Genomic DNA, 16,044 nt, shown 5'->3' with positions numbered 1-16,044 from the left:
ATCTAAAGGGGGCCTCAGTGCGAGGGCGTGTGCCGGTGGCCGCCGGGTTGGCCGCCGTGGTCCTGCTGACGCCGATTGCGGGCGCGCAGGCGGATCCGAAGCCCACAGTCGCGCAGGCCAAGGCGAAGCTGAGCAAGCTCAACCAGCAGGCCGACAAGCTCGTGGACCGCTACAACGCGGCCAACGAGAAGTGGAAGAACGCGAAGCAGAAGTACCTCGCCATCAACGACGACTACAAGAAGCAGAACGTCCGGGTCGAGGCGCTCCGCTCCGGGCTGGTCTCGATGGCCGTCAGCAGCTACCAGGTCGGCGAGATGGGGTCGTGGGGCGGCGTCTTCTACAGCTCCAACCCCGATGCCATGCTCAGCGGTCTCGCCACGCTCAACCACATGTCGGCCGAGCGAGCCGGGCGGCTCAAGGCGTACGAGGGCGCCATCAAGGACCTCAAGGACCGCCGCGACCGGAGCAAGACGCTGTACAAGGAGGCCACCGACGTCAGGGGCGAGCTCGCCGACGAGAAGGACGAGGTCGACAAGCTCGTCAGAGAGCAGATGAAGCTGCTGCGCTCGCTCGGGACGTACAACCCCGGCAACCCCAACAGCGCCGGCGTCGTCTACACCGGACCGGCGTCCGGCAACGCGCTGTCGGCCCTCCAGTTCGCCTACAAGCAGGTCGGCAAGCCGTACCGCTACGGGGGCGCCGGGCCGGACGCCTGGGACTGCTCAGGGCTCGTGCAGGCCGCGTGGGCGGCCGCGGGCGTGTCGCTGCCCCGGACCAGTTACGAGCAGTGGGCCTGGGGCGCGAGCCGCAGGGTCTCGCTGGACGAGCTCCAGCCGGGCGACCTGCTCTGGCACGCCGGATACGGGCACGTCGGCATCTACGCCGGAGACGGCAAGGTCGTCCACGCTCCGCAGACCGGCGATGTTGTGAAGATTGTCACACTCGCCGAGTATCACGCGATAGGAGCTGTGCGTCCCTGAGGGCCCAGCCGTCTCTGTGATCGTTTGTACCTTTTGTGACTCCTGTGACCAGATTTCGCCGCTGGTGCAGAGATTGTGACCAGAGTCACATTTAGCCGTTCGCGGTGCGGGTAAGCTGCGGTTTCTTCTCCGCGGCCTTCGTTATCCGATCTTTATCCGGCGGGAGGGCTTTGCCGAACGCGGCGGGTCCTCGGTAGCTTCTGGGCCGCGGCGAGCACGCCTCGCCGCCGCGAACCCGGTCCGGCCGGCCGGTCGCGTGCAGTCATCCACCGTCATCGGCGCCCTTCATCACCCTCCCCTTAGCGGAACCCCCCGGCGCCGGTGTCCTGCCGAGTCCGTGCAGTCAGGAGGCACGGAGCCGGGGAACCATCGACCTTCACGTGAAGGTCCGGGGTGAATCGGCGCATCGCGCGCCGTAGGGCGACTTCCCCGCCCGAACCCGTCAGCTAACCCGGTAGGCGTGAGCGGAAGACCCGAGGAGAGATCCTGTCTACCACCCCCGCTAGTCTGTCCCGTCTTGCCCGAATTGCCCTTGGTGGTGCCGCTTTGACGGCATCCGTAGGGGTCGCCGGTGCGCATCCGGCGACGGCCGACACGGTGACGGTCACGGTCGTCAAGACGCCCACAGCGACGAAGACGGCCACCGCGACGAGCGCGAGCACCGCCGCACGCAAGGCTGCGGCGAAGAAGCAGCGGACGAAGAAGCACACCGCCAAGCGGAAGGTCAGCAGGGCCGTGCTCCAGGCGGCCAAGGCCCGGCGCGCGGTGAAGGTCGCAGAGAAGCAGATCGGCGACCCCTACCGCTACGGGGCCACGGGACCGGGCGCGTTCGACTGCTCGGGCCTGGTCCAGTACGCCTGGCGCAAGGCGGGCGTACGGCTGCCGCGCACGACGTGGTCCATCCGCAGCGCGGTCAGGAAGAAGGTGTCCTGGGGCCACTTCGAGCCCGGTGACCTGATCTTCACCAGCGGCGGCGGCCACGTCGGCATGTACGTCGGGCACGGCAAGATGATCCACGCTCCGCACAGCGGCACGCGGGTCAGGATCGACAAGCTGGACGCCTACAGGAGGAGCACCTTCGTGGGTGCCGTCCGCCCAGGCGTCTGACGGGCACCGGTCACCAGCCCCCTCGACCGGCGCCGTCCTTACGGCCCCGTCCACCTCGCCGAGGTGGACGGGGCCGTGGCATGTGCTGGTTACCATGCTCGGCGTGACTGCCACGAGCGGCGTGCCCGGGGTCGTGCCGGCCGTGCGCGCCGAGGCCGATCGGCGCCACCTTGGAAATCGGCCCCGCAGGATCGCGGCCGCGTCCGTCGCGCTGGCCGCGCTGCTGGCCGGCCCCGCCGCCGCGGCCCCGCCCGACCCGCTGCTTTCCCTGCGGCTGGATGCCCGCGCCGCCGTGCGGGAGCATCCGGGCATGTGGACCGGCGCCTCCGTCGCCCGCGGCGCGAGCGCCGTCGTCGCCGGGTCGCCCCGGCCGCTGGTCGCCGAGATCGCCGCGCTGGCCGATCGGGCGGGCCGTACGGTGACGAGGGTCTGGGGCGGGTACGGCGGCGCGGTGGTCCTCGTGCCGCGCACCGAGGAGCAGGCCGCCGTGCTGGCCGCGCCGGCGAAGGTGGACGGCCTGGCGGCCGTCGCGACCGGCGGCCGGGTGATCGTGCAGCCGGCCGCGTTCGCCCGCCTGTCCGCGACCGGCCGCCTGGTCGTCGTGACCCACGAGCTGACGCACGTCGCGACCGCCGGTCCCCGCGCCGTGCCGATGTGGCTCATGGAGGGCTTCGCCGACTACGTGGGCTACCTGGACAGCGGACTGCCGGTCCGTACGGTGGCCGCCGAACTGGCCGCCGACGTGGCCGCCGGGAGGACGGCGCTCAACACCCTGCCGGGGCCCGCCGACTTCGCCGCCAGGCCCGCCCAGGCGTACGAGGAGGCGTGGCTGGCCTGCCGCTACATCGCCGCCCGGTTCGGCGAGCGGAGACTGGTCGCCCTCTACCGCGCCGCGCTGCGCGAGGACATCGGCGCCGCCCTGCGGGAGGTGCTCGGACTGACCGCCGACGGCCTGACCCGCGAATGGCGGTCGTACGCGCGTGAACGGCTCGCCCGGTCCTGATCACGACTGGGCGACGGTGGCGACCGCGGCTGCAACAATGCGTTCCCGGGCGGCGCGCGGGCGGACCGCGCGACCACGCCGGCAGCGGGGGTGAGGATGACGAAGCGGACGCTGATCGTCACGAACGACTTCCCGCCCAGACCGGGCGGCATCCAGGCGTTCGTGCACGGCCTCGCCTCGCGCAGGCCACCCGGCTCTGTGGTCGTGTACGCCCCGCGCTGGAAGGGATGCGAGGAGTTCGACGCCCGCCAGCCGTACGAGGTGGTCCGTCATCCCTCCTCGCTGATGCTGCCAACGCGCTCGGTGGCGAGGAGGGCGGCGGCGCTGGTCGAGGACGGCGCCACCGTCGTCTTCGGCGCGGCGGCGCCGCTGGGGCTGCTCGCTCCCGTCCTGCGCGCCGCGGGCGCGGGCCGGATCGTCATGCTCACCCACGGGCACGAGGCGTCGTGGGCCCGCCTGCCCGGCGCGCGCGCCCTGCTGCGCCGCATCGGCGCGGGGGCCGACGCCGTGACCTATCTCGGCGACTACACCCGCCGCCGGATCGCCCGGGTCGTCGCCGCCCCCAGGCTCGTACGGCTCGCGCCCGGCGTGGACACCGCCGCCTTCCACCCGGGGGCGGGCGGCGACCGGGTCCGCGCGTCGCTCGGCCTGGGCGACCGGCCGGTGGTCGTGTGCGTCTCCCGGCTGGTGCCGCGCAAGGGCCAGGACGTGCTGCTGCGGGCCTGGCCGCTCGTCCTGCGGCGGGTTCCCGGCGCGGCCCTGCTCCTGGTCGGCGGCGGCCCCTTGCGGCGGTCGCTGGAGCGGGCAGCCGCCCGGGCAGGCCTGCGCGGTTCGGTGGTCGTCACCGGGTCGGTCCCCTGGGCGTCCCTCCCGGCCTACTACGACGCGGGCGACGTGTTCGCCATGCCCTGCCGCAGCAGGTTCGGGGGGCTCGACGTCGAGGGCCTCGGCATCGTCTACCTGGAGGCGTCGGCCACCGGGCTGCCGGTGGTCGCGGGCTCCTCCGGAGGCGCCCCCGACGCCGTACGGCACGGCGAGACGGGCCTGGTGGTCGACGGCACGTCGCACACGGCGGTGGCCGGCGCGCTGTGCGACCTGCTGGCCGACCCGGCCCGCGCCCGGGCGATGGGCGAGAAGGGCCGGGCCTGGATAGAGGAGGAGTGGCGCTGGGACCTCGTCGCGGCCCGGTTCGCCGCACTGCTGTGACGGAAGGCCGCCTCAGCCGGTGAACACCTCCACGAGGAGGAATCCGTTCAGCGCGCTGATCACGGTGGCGACGACGACGCCGGCGACGGTGGTGAGGCGGCGGTTGACGAGGTCGCCCATCAGCTTCCTGCTGCTGGTGAACGCCACGAGCGGGACCAGCGCGAACGGGATGCCGAAGGACAGCGCGACCTGGCTCAGCACGAGCGCCCGCGTGGGATTCACCCCGACGGCCAGGACCGCCATGGCCGGGAGGATCGTGATCAGGCGCCGCGCCAGGAGCGGCACGCGGCGGCGCAGGAACCCCGCCGTGATCACCTGCCCGGCGTAGGTCCCCACGCTGGAGGAGGCCAGGCCGGAGGCGAGCAGGGCGAGCGCGAACGCGACGGCCGCCCCGGGGCCGAGGACCTGCCCGAGACCGGCGTGGACGGCCTGCAGGCTGCCGGGATCGCCGCCGCCGAACGTGGCGGCGGCCACGGTCAGCATCGCCATGTTCACCAGCCCGGCGGTGCCGAGGGCGACGGCGATGTCCATCCGGCTGGCGCGCACGGCCTCCCTGCGCGCATCCTCTCTGCGCACATCCTCCCTGGGCCCGCCGTGCGCGCCCTGGTGCTGGGTGAGGGCCGAGTGCAGGTAGACGACGTGGGGCATGACGGTCGCCCCCATGATCCCGGTGGCCAGCAGCAGGCTGTCGGTCCCGGCCAGGCGGGGCACGAAGCCGCCCGCCACACCCGCGAGGGATCCCGACAGCAGCACCTGGTAGGCGAAGCCGGTCAGGACCACCGCGAGCATCGCCGCGACGGTCGCCTCGAACCGGCGGCGTCCGCGCGGCGCGAGCATGAGCAGCAGCGAGGAGACGACGGCCGTGATGGCGGCGGCGGGCAGCAGAGGCACGCCGAGCAGCAGGTTCAGGGCGATCGCCCCGCCGATGAACTCGGCCAGGTCGGTGGCGGCGGCGACCAGCTCGGCCTGCACCCACAGCGGCAGGCTCACCCGGCGCGGCAGGTGGTCGCGGCACAGCTCGGGGAGGTTGCGGCCGGTGGCGATGCCCAGCTTGGCCGAAAGCGCCTGCACGAACATGGCCGGCGCGTTCGCGACGGCGATCACCCACAGCAGCATCGTTCCGTACTGGGCGCCGCCCGCCATGTTGGTCGCGAAGTTGCCGGGATCGATGTACGCCACGGAGACGACGAAGGCGGGACCGCACAGGCCCGCCAGCCGCGCCAGGCGGCCGGCGGGTGCGGTCCCGTTCACAGGACGACGGGAGTCGAGCACGAAAGCCTCACAGGAAAGAGGTCTGGGCGGGCGGCGGCGGCCTCGCGGCACGGCGGGCGGCCCTGGACACGCCGCGGCGCGGTACGGCACCTGCGGAACGGCGCAGATGCCGTGAGATCGAGCGTGGTCTGGTGGAAAGAGCGGAGACCCGTGTCAGACCGGCCTCCGCGTTCGCTCACGGGCTCGACGGGGCTCGGGCCCGCCTGGCCCTCGGCGCCGTCGGAAAGGTCCCAGATCGTCTCCGTGTACGTGCCGGACCATATGACTCCTTCCGTAGGAAAACCGCAGGGAGCCGCAGGCCTTACGCGGGCTAAGGGCGCGACCCCGCTGGTGCATGTCCCGGGGTCACGCATAAATCCCAACACGTGGCGCAACGGGACCACGGGAGCGACACCTAACGAAGGATCCAATGGATGGACAGGTGCCACCCCATACATTCATTGGGCGCGAAGAACCCGCATATGCGACACACCGGCGAGCGCGAGCAGACCGGGGAAGGAGCGGAGCGGGAGGGAGGGAGGACCGCAGCGAAGGCCCAGCGGAGCGGGCTTCGCGAGGACCGGAGCTTCCGCCCGGCGCAGTGACGTCCGACTCCGAGCATGGAGGAGCACGCTCCTGTGCGGAGCGTGCTCAAGGAATTGGGCTTAAGCGTGCTCAAGGAATTGGGGTTATCGGGCGCGGCCGGCCTTGCGGTGGCCGGAGCTTCCGCTCGACCGGCTACCCGGGCGAAACCTGGGCACGCCGGGAGTGAGAGACCGCTGTGCCCCTCCTGGCCGGGAGGTCAGGGTTTGCGGCCGATGCCGCCGGCGACGCAGATGCCGCCGAGGTCGAGGGGGTAGCACACGGGTTCCTCGGGACGCCACTCCGGCGCGTGCACCACGCCGGGCTCGACCAGGTCGAGGCCGTCGAAGAACCGCACGATCTCGGGGATGTCCCGGGCCCGGCCGGTGCCGAGCATCTGCAGCAGCACCGCCTCCAGTTCGCGCATCTCCGGCGCGCAGGAGCAGAAGTGGGTGAGCTGCATGTAGCTGCCCGGGGCCAGGCGCGCCTTGTAGGTGTCCACGAGGCCGTTCGGGTCCTCCGCGTCGGCGAGGTGGTGGACCACGGCCACCAGCAGCAGGCCGACGGGACGGGAGAAGTCGAGGAAGCCCTCGACCTCGGGGTGGTTGAGGATCACCTCGGGCTCGCGCATGTCCGCCGTGATCACGCGGGTGCGCTCGTCGGTCTGCAGGATCGCCCGCGCGTGGGCCAGCACGATGGGGTCGTTGTCCACGTAGACGACCTTCGCGGCGGGATTGATCCGCTGTGCGACCGAGTGGGTGTTGTCCATCGTGGGCAGGCCCGAGCCGATGTCGAGGAACTGGTCGATGCCCTGCTCGGCCATGTACTTCACGCCGCGGAACAGCATGGCCCGGTTGTTGCGGGCGCCCTCGCCGCGGTCGGGGAAGTGCCGCATTCCCTCCATGGCGATCGCGCGGTCCACCGCGAAGTTGTCCTTGCCGCCCAGGAACGCGTCGTACACCCGGGCGATGCTGGGCTTGGTCGTGTCGATCTCCGGGGGGAGGTAGTCGGGATCGCGGTGCGTCCAGTTCCAGCTGCCGACCCTGTCGCCCATCGCCCGCTCTTCTCCAGTCATCGATCATGGGATGCGTCTGGAGCATAACCAAGCGAAGCGCAACATTGCGGGCCGACCACGATATTTTCGGCGGCCCGCAAGGTCGATCAGACATCACAGCGGGTCGTCTTCGGCCGGCTGCGCAGAAGATCCGCGCCAATCAATGCGATCCGGTCGCCCTAACCACCGCAAGTCTCAGGCTGTCCGGTCGGTCTCCGTGGCCGCGCCCCGCTCCCTTCGACGGTGCGCCGAAACAGTCGAAACTTTTTATAAACCTTCGACATGTTTCGGCGCCACCCGACTCGCTCAGTCGCCGTACAGCTCGTCGATCTGCTTGGCGAAGTCGCGGGCCACGACGTGCCGCTTGATCGACTGCTTCGGCGTGACGTGGCCGGTCTCCTCGCTCAGCTCGATGTCGAGGATGCTGAACTTCTTGATCTGCTCGGCCTTGGAGACCATCCTGTTGGCGTCGTCCACGGCCCGCTGCACCTCGGCGACGACGTCCGGGTCGGAGCAGAGCTCGGCCATGGAGGCGCCGGAGCGGCCGTTGGCCTGCTTCCACTGCTCCATCGCCTCGTGGTCCAGGGTGACGATCGCCCCGATGAACGGTTTGCCGTCGCCGACGACCATGACCTGACTGATCAGGCGGTGCGCCCGGATGGCGTCCTCGAGCGGCGCGGGCGCGACGTTCTTGCCGCCGGCGGTGACGAGGATCTCCTTCTTGCGGCCCGTGATGCTCAGGTAGCCGTGTTCGTCGAGGCGGCCGACGTCCCCGGTGTGGAACCAGCCCTCCGGGTCGATCGCCTCCTTGGTGGCGCGCTCGTTGTTCCAGTAGCCGTCGAAGACGTGGCGGCCCTTCACGAGGATCTCGCCGTCGTCGGCGATGCGGATGCTCACGCCGGGGAACGGCTTGCCGACCGTGCCGATCTTGTTGGCGCCCGGGATGTTGACGGTCGAGGGCGCGCTGGTCTCGGTCAGCCCCCAGCCCTCGAACACCTCGATGCCCACACCCCGGAAGAAGTGGCCGAGCCGTTCGCCGAGGGCCGAGCCGCCGGAGACCGCCGCCGTCAGAGCGCCGCCCGTGGCCGCCCGCAGCTTGCCGTACACGAGCTTGTCGAAGGCCGCGTGCTTGAGCCGGGCGCCGAGGCCGGCCCCGCCGGAGCTCTCGGCCTTGCTCCACTCGATCGCGGCCCGTACGGCGGCGTGGAAGATCTTGCCCTTGCCCTCCGCGTTGGCCTTCTGTTCGGCGGCGTTGTAGACCTTCTCGAACACGCGCGGCACGCCCAGCAGGAACGTGGGCTTGAACTCCCGCAGGTCGGGGGCCACGTTCTTCATGTTCGGGCTGTGCGCCAGCACCGTGCCGGTCTCGATCAGGACGATCTGGATGAGCCGGGCGAAGCTGTGGGCCAGGGGGAGGAAGAGCAGCGCCGCCCGGCCCTCCACGTCGAACAGGGTCTCCAGCGGCCCGCGGGAGACGTTGCGCGCGGTGAACAGCAGGTTGTCGTGGGTGAGGCGGCAGCCCTTCGGCATGCCGGTGGTGCCGGAGGTGTAGATGATCGTGGCGAGGTCGCGCCCGCCCCGGCTCGCCCTGCGCTCGGCGAGCGCGTCGTTGGTCACGTCCGCGCCGAGGCGCTCCAGCTCGGCGAACCCGCCGTCGTCGATGCGCCACAGCTGCGGCAGCTCGGGCACGGCCTCGCGGACGGTCTCCTCGTGCGCGGCCGTCTCGACGAACGCGGCCTTGGCGCCGCTGTCGGTCAGGATCCACTTCACCTGGTCGGCGGAGGAGGTCTCGTAGATCGGCACCCCGACCGCGCCGGCCGCCCAGATGGCGTAGTCGGCGACGGTCCACTCGTAGCGGGTGCGCGACATCAGCCCGACCCGGTCGCCGGGTTCGATCCCGGCGGCGATCAGTCCCTTGGTGGCGGCCGCCACCTGGTCCCTGAACCGCGCGGCGGTGACCGGGGTCCACGGCGCGGCCGGGTCCTCGCCCTCCTTGCGGCGGATGACGACGGCGTCCGGCTCGTCCACGCCGCGCTGGAACACCACGTCGGTGCAGTTCGCGGAGGGGGGCACATCCACCAGCACGGGAACGCTGAACTCGCGCACGGGTCACTCCTTCGCGCACGGCCGCGCGGTCCCCGGAGCGCAGGGCAGGGACCGCGTTGCGGGCATAACTCTTCGTGTCTCACCGGACGCTACCGCGCGATGTTACGCATGGGTAGGTCCGTCACCCAGGCGTTATCCAGGGACAAATCGACGCTATCAGTGTCCCCCGCGCGGCGGGCCCGACACCTTTCCGTTACCCAAGCGGATGCTAGGTAAAGCGGCCGTTACCATGTTCCGCATGCGCATCCACGTCGTCAGCGACGTCCACGGCCGGGCCGACGCGCTCGCCCGCGCAGGCGACGGGGCCGACGCCCTGATCTGCCTCGGCGACCTGCTCCTCTTCATCGACTACGCCGACCACTCGCAGGGCATCTTCCCCGATCTGTTCGGCGCGGAGAAGGCTAGCGAGTACGTGGGACTGCGCGCGGCGGGCCGCTTCGACGAGGCGCGGCAGCTGTCGGCCGGTCTGTGGGCCTCCCTCGACGGCGACCCCCGCGACCTCATGGAGGCGGCGGTCCGCCGGCAGTACGAGCAGATCTTCTCCGCCATGCCGACGCCGGCCTACCTCACGTACGGCAACGTGGACCTGCCGCGCCTGTGGACGGACCATCTGCGGCCCGGGCAGCGGATCCTGGACGGTGAGGTGGTCGAGATCGGCGGGCTGACCTTCGGGTTCGTCGGCGGCGGCCTGCGCACGAAGTACCGCACGCCGTACGAGATCGACGACGAGGAGTACGCGCGCAAGGTCGAGGCGGTGGGCGAGGTGGACGTATTGTGCTGCCACATCCCACCCGCCATCCCCGACCTGCTGTACGACGTGGTGGCCCGGCGGTTCGAACGGGGGAGCGAGGCCACGCTGGAGGCGATCAGGAGGACGCAGCCGCGCTTCGCGTTGTTCGGCCACGTCCACCAGCCGCTGGTCAGCCGCACCCGTGTGGGGCGCACGGAATGCGTCAACGTCGGCCACTTCCGCGGCCGTGGCACGCCTTTCGCCCTGGAATGGTGAAGTACGGTGGGCGCATGGCTGATCGCACTTCGTCGAGCATCACGATCGGCGCCGGCCGGTCGACAATCATGACCGTCATCGCCGACTTCCCCGCCTATCCGGAGTGGGCCGGCCAGGTGAAGAAGGCCGAGGTCCTGGAGACGGGCGCCGACGGCCGGGCCTCCCGGGTCCGCTTCGTCCTCGACGCGGGCGTGATCAGCGACGAGTACGTCCTCGGGTACGACTGGGACGACGACGCGGGCGTCAGCTGGCGCATGGTCGACGCAGGGAAGATGCTCTCGGGCCTGACCGGCAGCTACCGCCTGGCCGAGAACGGCGGCGGCACCGAGGTCACCTACGACCTCGCCGTGGACCTGAAGGTCCCGATGATCGGCATGATCAAGCGCAAGGCCGAGAAGGTCATCGTGGACACCGCGCTGAAGGGGCTCAAGCGGCGCGCCGAGAGCCGATGAGGACCCTCCTCTTCACGGGGAAGGGCGGGGTCGGCAAGACCACGGCGGCCGCCGCGACAGCCACGCTCGCCGCCGGGCGGGGCAACAAGACGCTGGTCGTCTCCACCGACACCGCGCACTCGCTCGCCGACGCGCTCGGCGTGCCGCCCTCGGCCGAGCCGGTCGAGGCCGCGCCCGGCCTGCACCTGCAGCAGGTGGACACCCAGAAGTCGCTGGAGCGGCACTGGGGCGAGTTACGCGACTACGCCGGCAACGTGCTGGCGGAGCTCGGCCTCGACGAGGTCACCGCCGAGGAGATCACCGTGCTGCCGGGCGCCGAGGAGATCCTCGCGCTGCTCGAACTGCGCGAGCAGGCCCGCACCGGCCGCTGGGACGTGATCGTCGTCGACTGCGCGCCGACCGCGGAGACGCTGCGCCTGCTCGCCCTGCCGGAGGCGCTCGACTGGCACGTCAACCGCCTGCTTCCCACGGGCAGGCGGATGCTCAGGGCGCTGTCGCCGGTCATCCGGCACGTCGCCAAGGTGAGCGTGCCCGAGGGCGATGTCGTCTCGGCGGGGGAGCGGCTGCACCGCGGCCTGCTGGAGGTGCGCGCGATGCTCACCGGCGACGACGCGTCCGTGCGGCTCGTGCTGACCCCCGAGGCCGTGGTCGTCGCCGAGGCCCGCCGCACCCTCACCTCGCTCAGCCTGTACGGCTACCGCGTCGACGCGGTGATCGCCAACCGGGTCTTCCCCGCCGAGGGCGCCGACGAGTGGCGGCTGGGCTGGGTGGAGGCCCAGGCCAGGCAGCTCGCCACGGTGCACGAGTCGTTCGCGCCGCTGCCCGTCCTCACCGTCCCCTACCTTCCGGCGGAGCCGGTCGGGACCGCCGCCCTCGCGGGCCTCGCCGCGCGGATGTACGGAGACCGGGATCCCTTCGCGCGCCCGGACGTCGAGCCGCCGCTGAGGTTCACCGGCGACGAGCTGTCGCTGTCCCTGCCGCTGGCCGACCGCGACGACCTCGACCTCGCCCGCAAGGGAGACGAGATCATCGTCACCGCCGGGTCCTACCGGCGCGTCATCGCCCTGCCCGCCGCCCTCGCCCGGCGTGAGATCTCCTCGGCCGCGCTCCGGGACGGCCGGCTCCGGGTACGGTTCGAGGCAGGAGGGGCGAAATGACGGAATCCAACGACACCACCTCGCGCAGCCAGGACCCGCTCGGGTCGGCCGCGGAGGAGGCGATGAAGCTGCTGGACGCCGTACAGCGGCGGATGGGCCGGGAGTTCGGCAAGGGGCTGGTGAAGGGCGGCGTGAGCGGCTTCGGATCCGCCTTCGGCAGCGCGGGTGCGGGCACGGGCGCCCGCGGCGGCGACGTGTGGAGCGAGGCCGTCTCCGAGGACCACGACGAGTACGTCTGCCGGGCCTGCCCGGTGTGCCGGGTCATCGCGGCGCGCCGCGAGGCCGGCGGCGACGTCACCGGCCACCTGATCGCCGCGGGCGGAGAGCTGTTCGCGGCGTTCCGGGAGGCGGTCGACGCCCTGCAACGCCCCCAGTCGCGCCCGGCCGACGAGCGGCGATCCGGCGAGCCGAAGGTCGAGCACATCGACCTGGGCTGAAGGGCCGGTTAAGCGCGGGCGACGGCGGGATTGCCACAACCCGGCTCGATCGGCTTCAATCGGCGCGGCGTGGTGGCTCGGGCGGTAATGCCCCGGGCGGAGCGGATCGGGCGGAAGGAAGACGGCATGGCGCTGACCATCGGCGTGGACGTGGGCGGGACCAAGATCGCGTATGGTGTCGTCGACGAACACGGCGCCATCCTCGAGCGCGGCCTGCGGCACAGCCCGGCGGGCAGCCCCGAGAAGATGGCGCTCACGATCGCCGATGCGGTGACCGAGCTCGCGGCCCGGCACTCGGTCGAGGCCGTCGGCATCGGCGCGGCGGGCTTCGTCGACGAGACCCGCTCGATCATCCGCTTCGCCCCCAACCTCGCGTGGCGCGAGGAGCCGCTGCGCGAGAAGGTGGGCGAGCTCGTCGGCCTGCCGGTCGTCGTCGAGAACGACGCCAACGCCATGGCCTGGGGCGAGTACCGCTTCGGCGCGGGCCGGGGCGAGGGCCACGTCGTGTGCGTGACGGTGGGCACGGGCATCGGCGGCGGCATCGTGCTCGGCGGCGAGCTCTACCGCGGACGGTGGGGGATGGGCGCCGAGCTCGGGCACATGCAGGCGGTGCCGGGCGGCCGTGCCTGCGGCTGCGGCAACAGCGGCTGCTGGGAGCGGTACGCCAGCGGCAGCGCGCTGCTGATGGAGGCCAGGAACAACGCGCAGGCCGACCCGGAGGGCGCCGCGCACCTGCTGCGGCTCGGCGGCGGCTCGGCCGAGGGCATCCAGGGCGAGCACGTGACCGAGGCGGCGCGCCAGGGCGACCGGGCGGCGCTGGCCGCCTTCGAGTCGCTCGCCGTATGGCTCGCCCAGGGGCTGGCCGACATGGCCGCGGTGCTCGACCCCGGGTGCTTCATCGTCGGCGGCGGCGTCTCCGGCGCGGCGGACCTGTTCGTCGACCGGGTGCGCGAGGAGTTCGCCGCCCGGCTGACCGGCCGGGGCCACCGCCCGCTCGCCGAGATCAGGGTGGCCGAGATGGGCCCGTCGGCGGGGCTGGTGGGAGCCGGTGACCTCGCCAGGCTCCGCTGACGGCGTGCTGCGGGTCGCGACCTACAACGTCCGGGGACTGAAAGACGACCGGAGGGCGCTGGTCCGGGTGATCCGGGCCCTGCGGCCCGACGTGCTGTGCCTGCAGGAGGCGCCCCGCCTGCCGGGCTGGCGGCGGGAGCGGCGGGCGCTGGCCCGCGCGGCCGGCCTGTCCGTGGCCGCCGGGGGCCGGGTGGGCGGGACCGCCGTACTCACCGCCCCGGCCGTACGGCTCCTGCGCGGGCGTGGGCACCGCCTGCGGTGGTTCGCCGGGCTCGAATGGCGCTCCATCGCGCTCGCCGTGGTGGAGAAGGACCGCGAGAGGTACGCCGTGTGCTCGGCCCACCTCGACCTCCTGGCGGAGGCGCGCCTGAGCCACGCCGCCCAGATCGTGCCGCTCCTGGAGCGCGCGGCCCGGGAGTTCCGGGCCGCGCCGGTGCTCGCCGGTGATCTCAACGAGATCCCCGGGGCCCCGGTCTGGCGTCTCCTCGGGGGCCGCTACAAGGACTGTTTCGCCGCCACGCAGGGCGCCGCGCCACGGTTGGCGGTGGACGGAGACCACAGCCGGGCGGGCGCGACGTTCCCGGCCCGCGAACCCCGCGTGCGGATCGACGCGATCTTCGCGGGCCCGGGCCTGACCGTCGTGTCGTACGGCGGCGCGGACGTCGCGGCCGAGGACCTGGCCGCCGCGAGCGACCACCGGCCGGTCGTCGCCGAGATCGCCTTCACGCCGTCGGCCGGAGACGGCCGATACGGTGCGCGTCCCCGCATCTCTAGGTAATCGGATTCGCGACCTGTGTGACGGGGAGTGCCCGGTCCCCCGTACGATCGTTTCATGACCCGCCGCCTCATACGGCGTGCGGTGCCGTTGTGTGTGCTGTCCGCCGGCCTGGTGGCCGGACTCCTCCCGCGCGCCACATCGGTCGCGCACGCGCATGCAGGGATCGTCCGCCCCCAGGCGGAGCGCAGCCCGTCGGGTGACGAGGTCGCCCAGGACGCGGGCTCCTCCACCGGACGACTCCACCCCGACGGCTCGCTGTCCGACGTCGCCGGCCTGTCGGCCAAGGACGTCTGGGCCGTGGGCCAGCAGAACGCCTGGGACCTCTGGCGCAACCAGGGGATCATCACCCACTGGAACGGCTCCTCATGGAGCGAGGTGCCGATCCGGGGCGACGCCACCGGCGCCGGGCACCTGCGGTCGGTCGCCGCCGCCTCCGCCACCGAGGTCTGGGTGGTCGGCGACGGCCACGACGGCCTGCCGTACGTCGCGAAGGGCTCCCGCGACGGGTTCGACCGCGTCGGCGTGTCGCAACTGCGCGCGGGGGACTGGCTCGGCGGGGTCGCCGCCTCGTCCGGCCGGGTGGTCGCGGTCGGCAGCCGGGACGGCAAGGCGTTCCTGCTGAGCAGCGGCGGCGCCGCCAAGGGCACGACCTGGAAGATCAGCCAGGGCCCCGAGGGCGCGATGTACGGTGTGGCGCTCGCTAGCCGCTCGGACGGCTGGGCGGTGGGCGACACCGGCTCCGGGCCCCTGGCCATGCGCCTGACCGGCAGCGGATGGAAACAGGCCGACCTGCCGGAGATCAAGGGCGGCTTCCTGCGGGACGTGTACGCGGACGGCCGCAAAAGCGCGGTCGCGGTCGGCGGCGTCTACCAGGGCGACGGCGGAATCGCCCCGCTGGTCCTCGCCTGGGACGGCAGGCACTGGAAGAGGGTGGCCCCGCCGGAGCGGCGCGCCGAACTGTACGGCGTCACCGGGGACGGCGACGGCGTGTTCTGGATCTCGGGGTACGACCCGAGGCACGAGGCGAAGGGCTTCCTGCTCCGCTACGACGGATCGCGCTGGACCACGCTGCGGGGCCCGGCGCCGGCCGAGGACCGCACGGTGCGGCTCCAGGCGGTCGCGCACGTCGGCGATCTCACCATGGCGGTCGGCCACACGCTGGACGGCAAGGGCCGCTACACCGATCTCGTGGAGCGGTTCGGCCCGCCTCCCGCCGACGGCGCCACGGTGAAGGCGGCCTCCAAAGCCGGGTGAGAACACCGGCGTGGCGGCCCAGCATGGCGGCTCAGCATGGCGACACAGGGCGACGGCACAGCGCGCGGCGACACAGCGCGGCCGGGGCGTGTGGCGGGGTCAGACGACCGCGCCGTCGTCCCAGCCGGAGTCGGCAGGCGGGCCGTCGCCCATCCGCACCACGAGGATCACGAACCCCGCGATGAACGCGGACACCGCGGCGAACACGATCCAGCCGTCCATGGGCCAGTCCAGCAGAGCGGCCAGGAGCAGGTAGGCGGGGCCGCCGAACAGCGCCAGCCAGGAGACCCGGCTGAGGGCGTCGCCCTGCGGAAGCGGCGGAGGGGGCGGCGGGACGTAATGGTCGTCGTCGCCGACCCGGGCGGGAGCCTGCTCCTCGCCGGCCCGGTCGTCGTCGCGGGCTCCGTCTTCGGGAGCTTCGTCGCCGGGAGCCCTGCCGCCGGGGGCGCCGTCGCCGTCGCCGGCGTCGGTCTCCTCGGTGACGTTCTCCCGGTCAGGCCATGGTTGTTCGGCCGAGGCGTCCTCGGCTGTCTCGTTGAACGAGGCGACGATCTGGCGCCAGACCTCGTCCTCGTCACTTTGCGGCGTCACGTCGATCCC

At 72.4% G+C, this 16,044-nt stretch carries 15 protein-coding genes and 1 riboswitch; of the genes, 11 read left to right on the top strand and 4 right to left on the bottom strand.

Going from position 1 to position 16,044, the window contains the following annotated elements; translation table 11 throughout:
• The first annotated feature begins 17 nt into the window (after nt 1-17).
• The 4 genes from ACQEVJ_RS31235 (at nt 18) to ACQEVJ_RS31220 (ending at nt 4,296) form a co-directional block, all read left to right on the top strand.
• Nucleotides 18-980: a C40 family peptidase gene (locus tag ACQEVJ_RS31235; RefSeq protein ID WP_433107246.1), complete on the top strand. Its 963-nt coding sequence runs from the start codon at nt 18-20 to the stop codon at nt 978-980.
• Nucleotides 981-1,297: 317 nt separating this feature from the next.
• Nucleotides 1,298-1,452: riboswitch (cyclic di-AMP (ydaO/yuaA leader) on the top strand.
• A 74-nt stretch (nt 1,453-1,526) separates the two neighbouring features.
• Nucleotides 1,527-2,087, top strand: a complete 561-nt coding sequence (locus ACQEVJ_RS31230) for a C40 family peptidase (protein ID WP_433107244.1) — start codon at nt 1,527-1,529, stop codon at nt 2,085-2,087.
• 103 nt (nt 2,088-2,190) lie between these two features.
• Nucleotides 2,191-3,090 carry a hypothetical protein gene (locus ACQEVJ_RS31225; protein ID WP_433107242.1) on the top strand — a complete coding sequence of 300 codons (900 nt, stop codon included), beginning with the start codon at nt 2,191-2,193 and terminating at the stop codon, nt 3,088-3,090.
• Nucleotides 3,091-3,186: 96 nt separating this feature from the next.
• Nucleotides 3,187-4,296, top strand: a complete 1,110-nt coding sequence (locus ACQEVJ_RS31220) for a glycosyltransferase family 4 protein (RefSeq protein WP_433107240.1) — start codon at nt 3,187-3,189, stop codon at nt 4,294-4,296.
• A gap of 12 nt (nt 4,297-4,308) precedes the next feature.
• On the opposite strand, the gene ACQEVJ_RS31215 is transcribed toward ACQEVJ_RS31220, so the two are convergent.
• The 3 genes from ACQEVJ_RS31215 to ACQEVJ_RS31205 form a co-directional block, all read right to left on the bottom strand.
• Complete coding sequence (locus tag ACQEVJ_RS31215; RefSeq protein WP_433107238.1) at nt 4,309-5,547, bottom strand: Nramp family divalent metal transporter; 1,239 nt, start codon at nt 5,545-5,547, stop codon at nt 4,309-4,311.
• A gap of 802 nt (nt 5,548-6,349) precedes the next feature.
• Entirely contained in the window at nt 6,350-7,204 is an 855-nt protein-coding gene (locus tag ACQEVJ_RS31210; RefSeq protein WP_433107236.1) for an SAM-dependent methyltransferase, read from the bottom strand.
• 285 nt (nt 7,205-7,489) lie between these two features.
• Nucleotides 7,490-9,289, bottom strand: coding sequence for an AMP-dependent synthetase/ligase (locus ACQEVJ_RS31205; protein WP_433107234.1), 1,800 nt, complete (start codon nt 9,287-9,289; stop codon nt 7,490-7,492).
• Nucleotides 9,290-9,527: 238 nt separating this feature from the next.
• Between ACQEVJ_RS31205 and ACQEVJ_RS31200 the strand changes: the two genes are divergently transcribed.
• The 7 genes from ACQEVJ_RS31200 to ACQEVJ_RS31170 all read left to right on the top strand — a co-directional run bounded on the left by ACQEVJ_RS31200 (nt 9,528) and on the right by ACQEVJ_RS31170 (nt 15,444).
• The gene (locus tag ACQEVJ_RS31200; RefSeq protein WP_433107232.1) at nt 9,528-10,295 is read left to right on the top strand and encodes a metallophosphoesterase family protein; all 768 of its coding nucleotides are present in this window, start codon (nt 9,528-9,530) and stop codon (nt 10,293-10,295) included.
• 14 nt (nt 10,296-10,309) lie between these two features.
• Nucleotides 10,310-10,747 (top strand): SRPBCC family protein, encoded by a 438-nt coding sequence (locus tag ACQEVJ_RS31195; protein ID WP_433107230.1) that lies wholly within the window; start codon nt 10,310-10,312, stop codon nt 10,745-10,747.
• The gene (locus ACQEVJ_RS31190) at nt 10,744-11,904 is read left to right on the top strand and encodes an ArsA family ATPase (RefSeq protein WP_433107228.1); all 1,161 of its coding nucleotides are present in this window, start codon (nt 10,744-10,746) and stop codon (nt 11,902-11,904) included. Before ACQEVJ_RS31195 ends, ACQEVJ_RS31190 begins: the two co-directional genes overlap by 4 nt.
• Complete coding sequence (locus tag ACQEVJ_RS31185; RefSeq protein ID WP_433107226.1) at nt 11,901-12,341, top strand: hypothetical protein; 441 nt, start codon at nt 11,901-11,903, stop codon at nt 12,339-12,341. The genes ACQEVJ_RS31190 and ACQEVJ_RS31185 overlap by 4 nt, the downstream gene beginning before the upstream one ends.
• 126 nt (nt 12,342-12,467) lie before the next feature.
• Entirely contained in the window at nt 12,468-13,412 is a 945-nt protein-coding gene (locus ACQEVJ_RS31180) for an ROK family glucokinase (RefSeq protein ID WP_433107224.1), read from the top strand.
• Nucleotides 13,390-14,190: an endonuclease/exonuclease/phosphatase family protein gene (locus tag ACQEVJ_RS31175; protein WP_433107222.1), complete on the top strand. Its 801-nt coding sequence runs from the start codon at nt 13,390-13,392 to the stop codon at nt 14,188-14,190. The genes ACQEVJ_RS31180 and ACQEVJ_RS31175 overlap by 23 nt, the downstream gene beginning before the upstream one ends.
• Nucleotides 14,191-14,244: 54 nt before the next feature.
• Entirely contained in the window at nt 14,245-15,444 is a 1,200-nt protein-coding gene (locus tag ACQEVJ_RS31170; RefSeq protein ID WP_433107221.1) for a hypothetical protein, read from the top strand.
• 99 nt (nt 15,445-15,543) lie between these two features.
• On the opposite strand, the gene ACQEVJ_RS31165 is transcribed toward ACQEVJ_RS31170, so the two are convergent.
• Complete coding sequence (locus ACQEVJ_RS31165) at nt 15,544-16,035, bottom strand: hypothetical protein (protein WP_433107219.1); 492 nt, start codon at nt 16,033-16,035, stop codon at nt 15,544-15,546.
• Nucleotides 16,036-16,044 lie beyond the last annotated feature (9 nt).

The organism is Microbispora sp. CA-102843, from assembly GCF_050936215.1.
In the GTDB taxonomy this organism is placed as follows: domain Bacteria; phylum Actinomycetota; class Actinomycetes; order Streptosporangiales; family Streptosporangiaceae; genus Microbispora.
The sequence above is the reverse complement of the archived record's forward strand: the minus strand, read 5'-3'. Positions and strand labels throughout refer to the sequence as shown.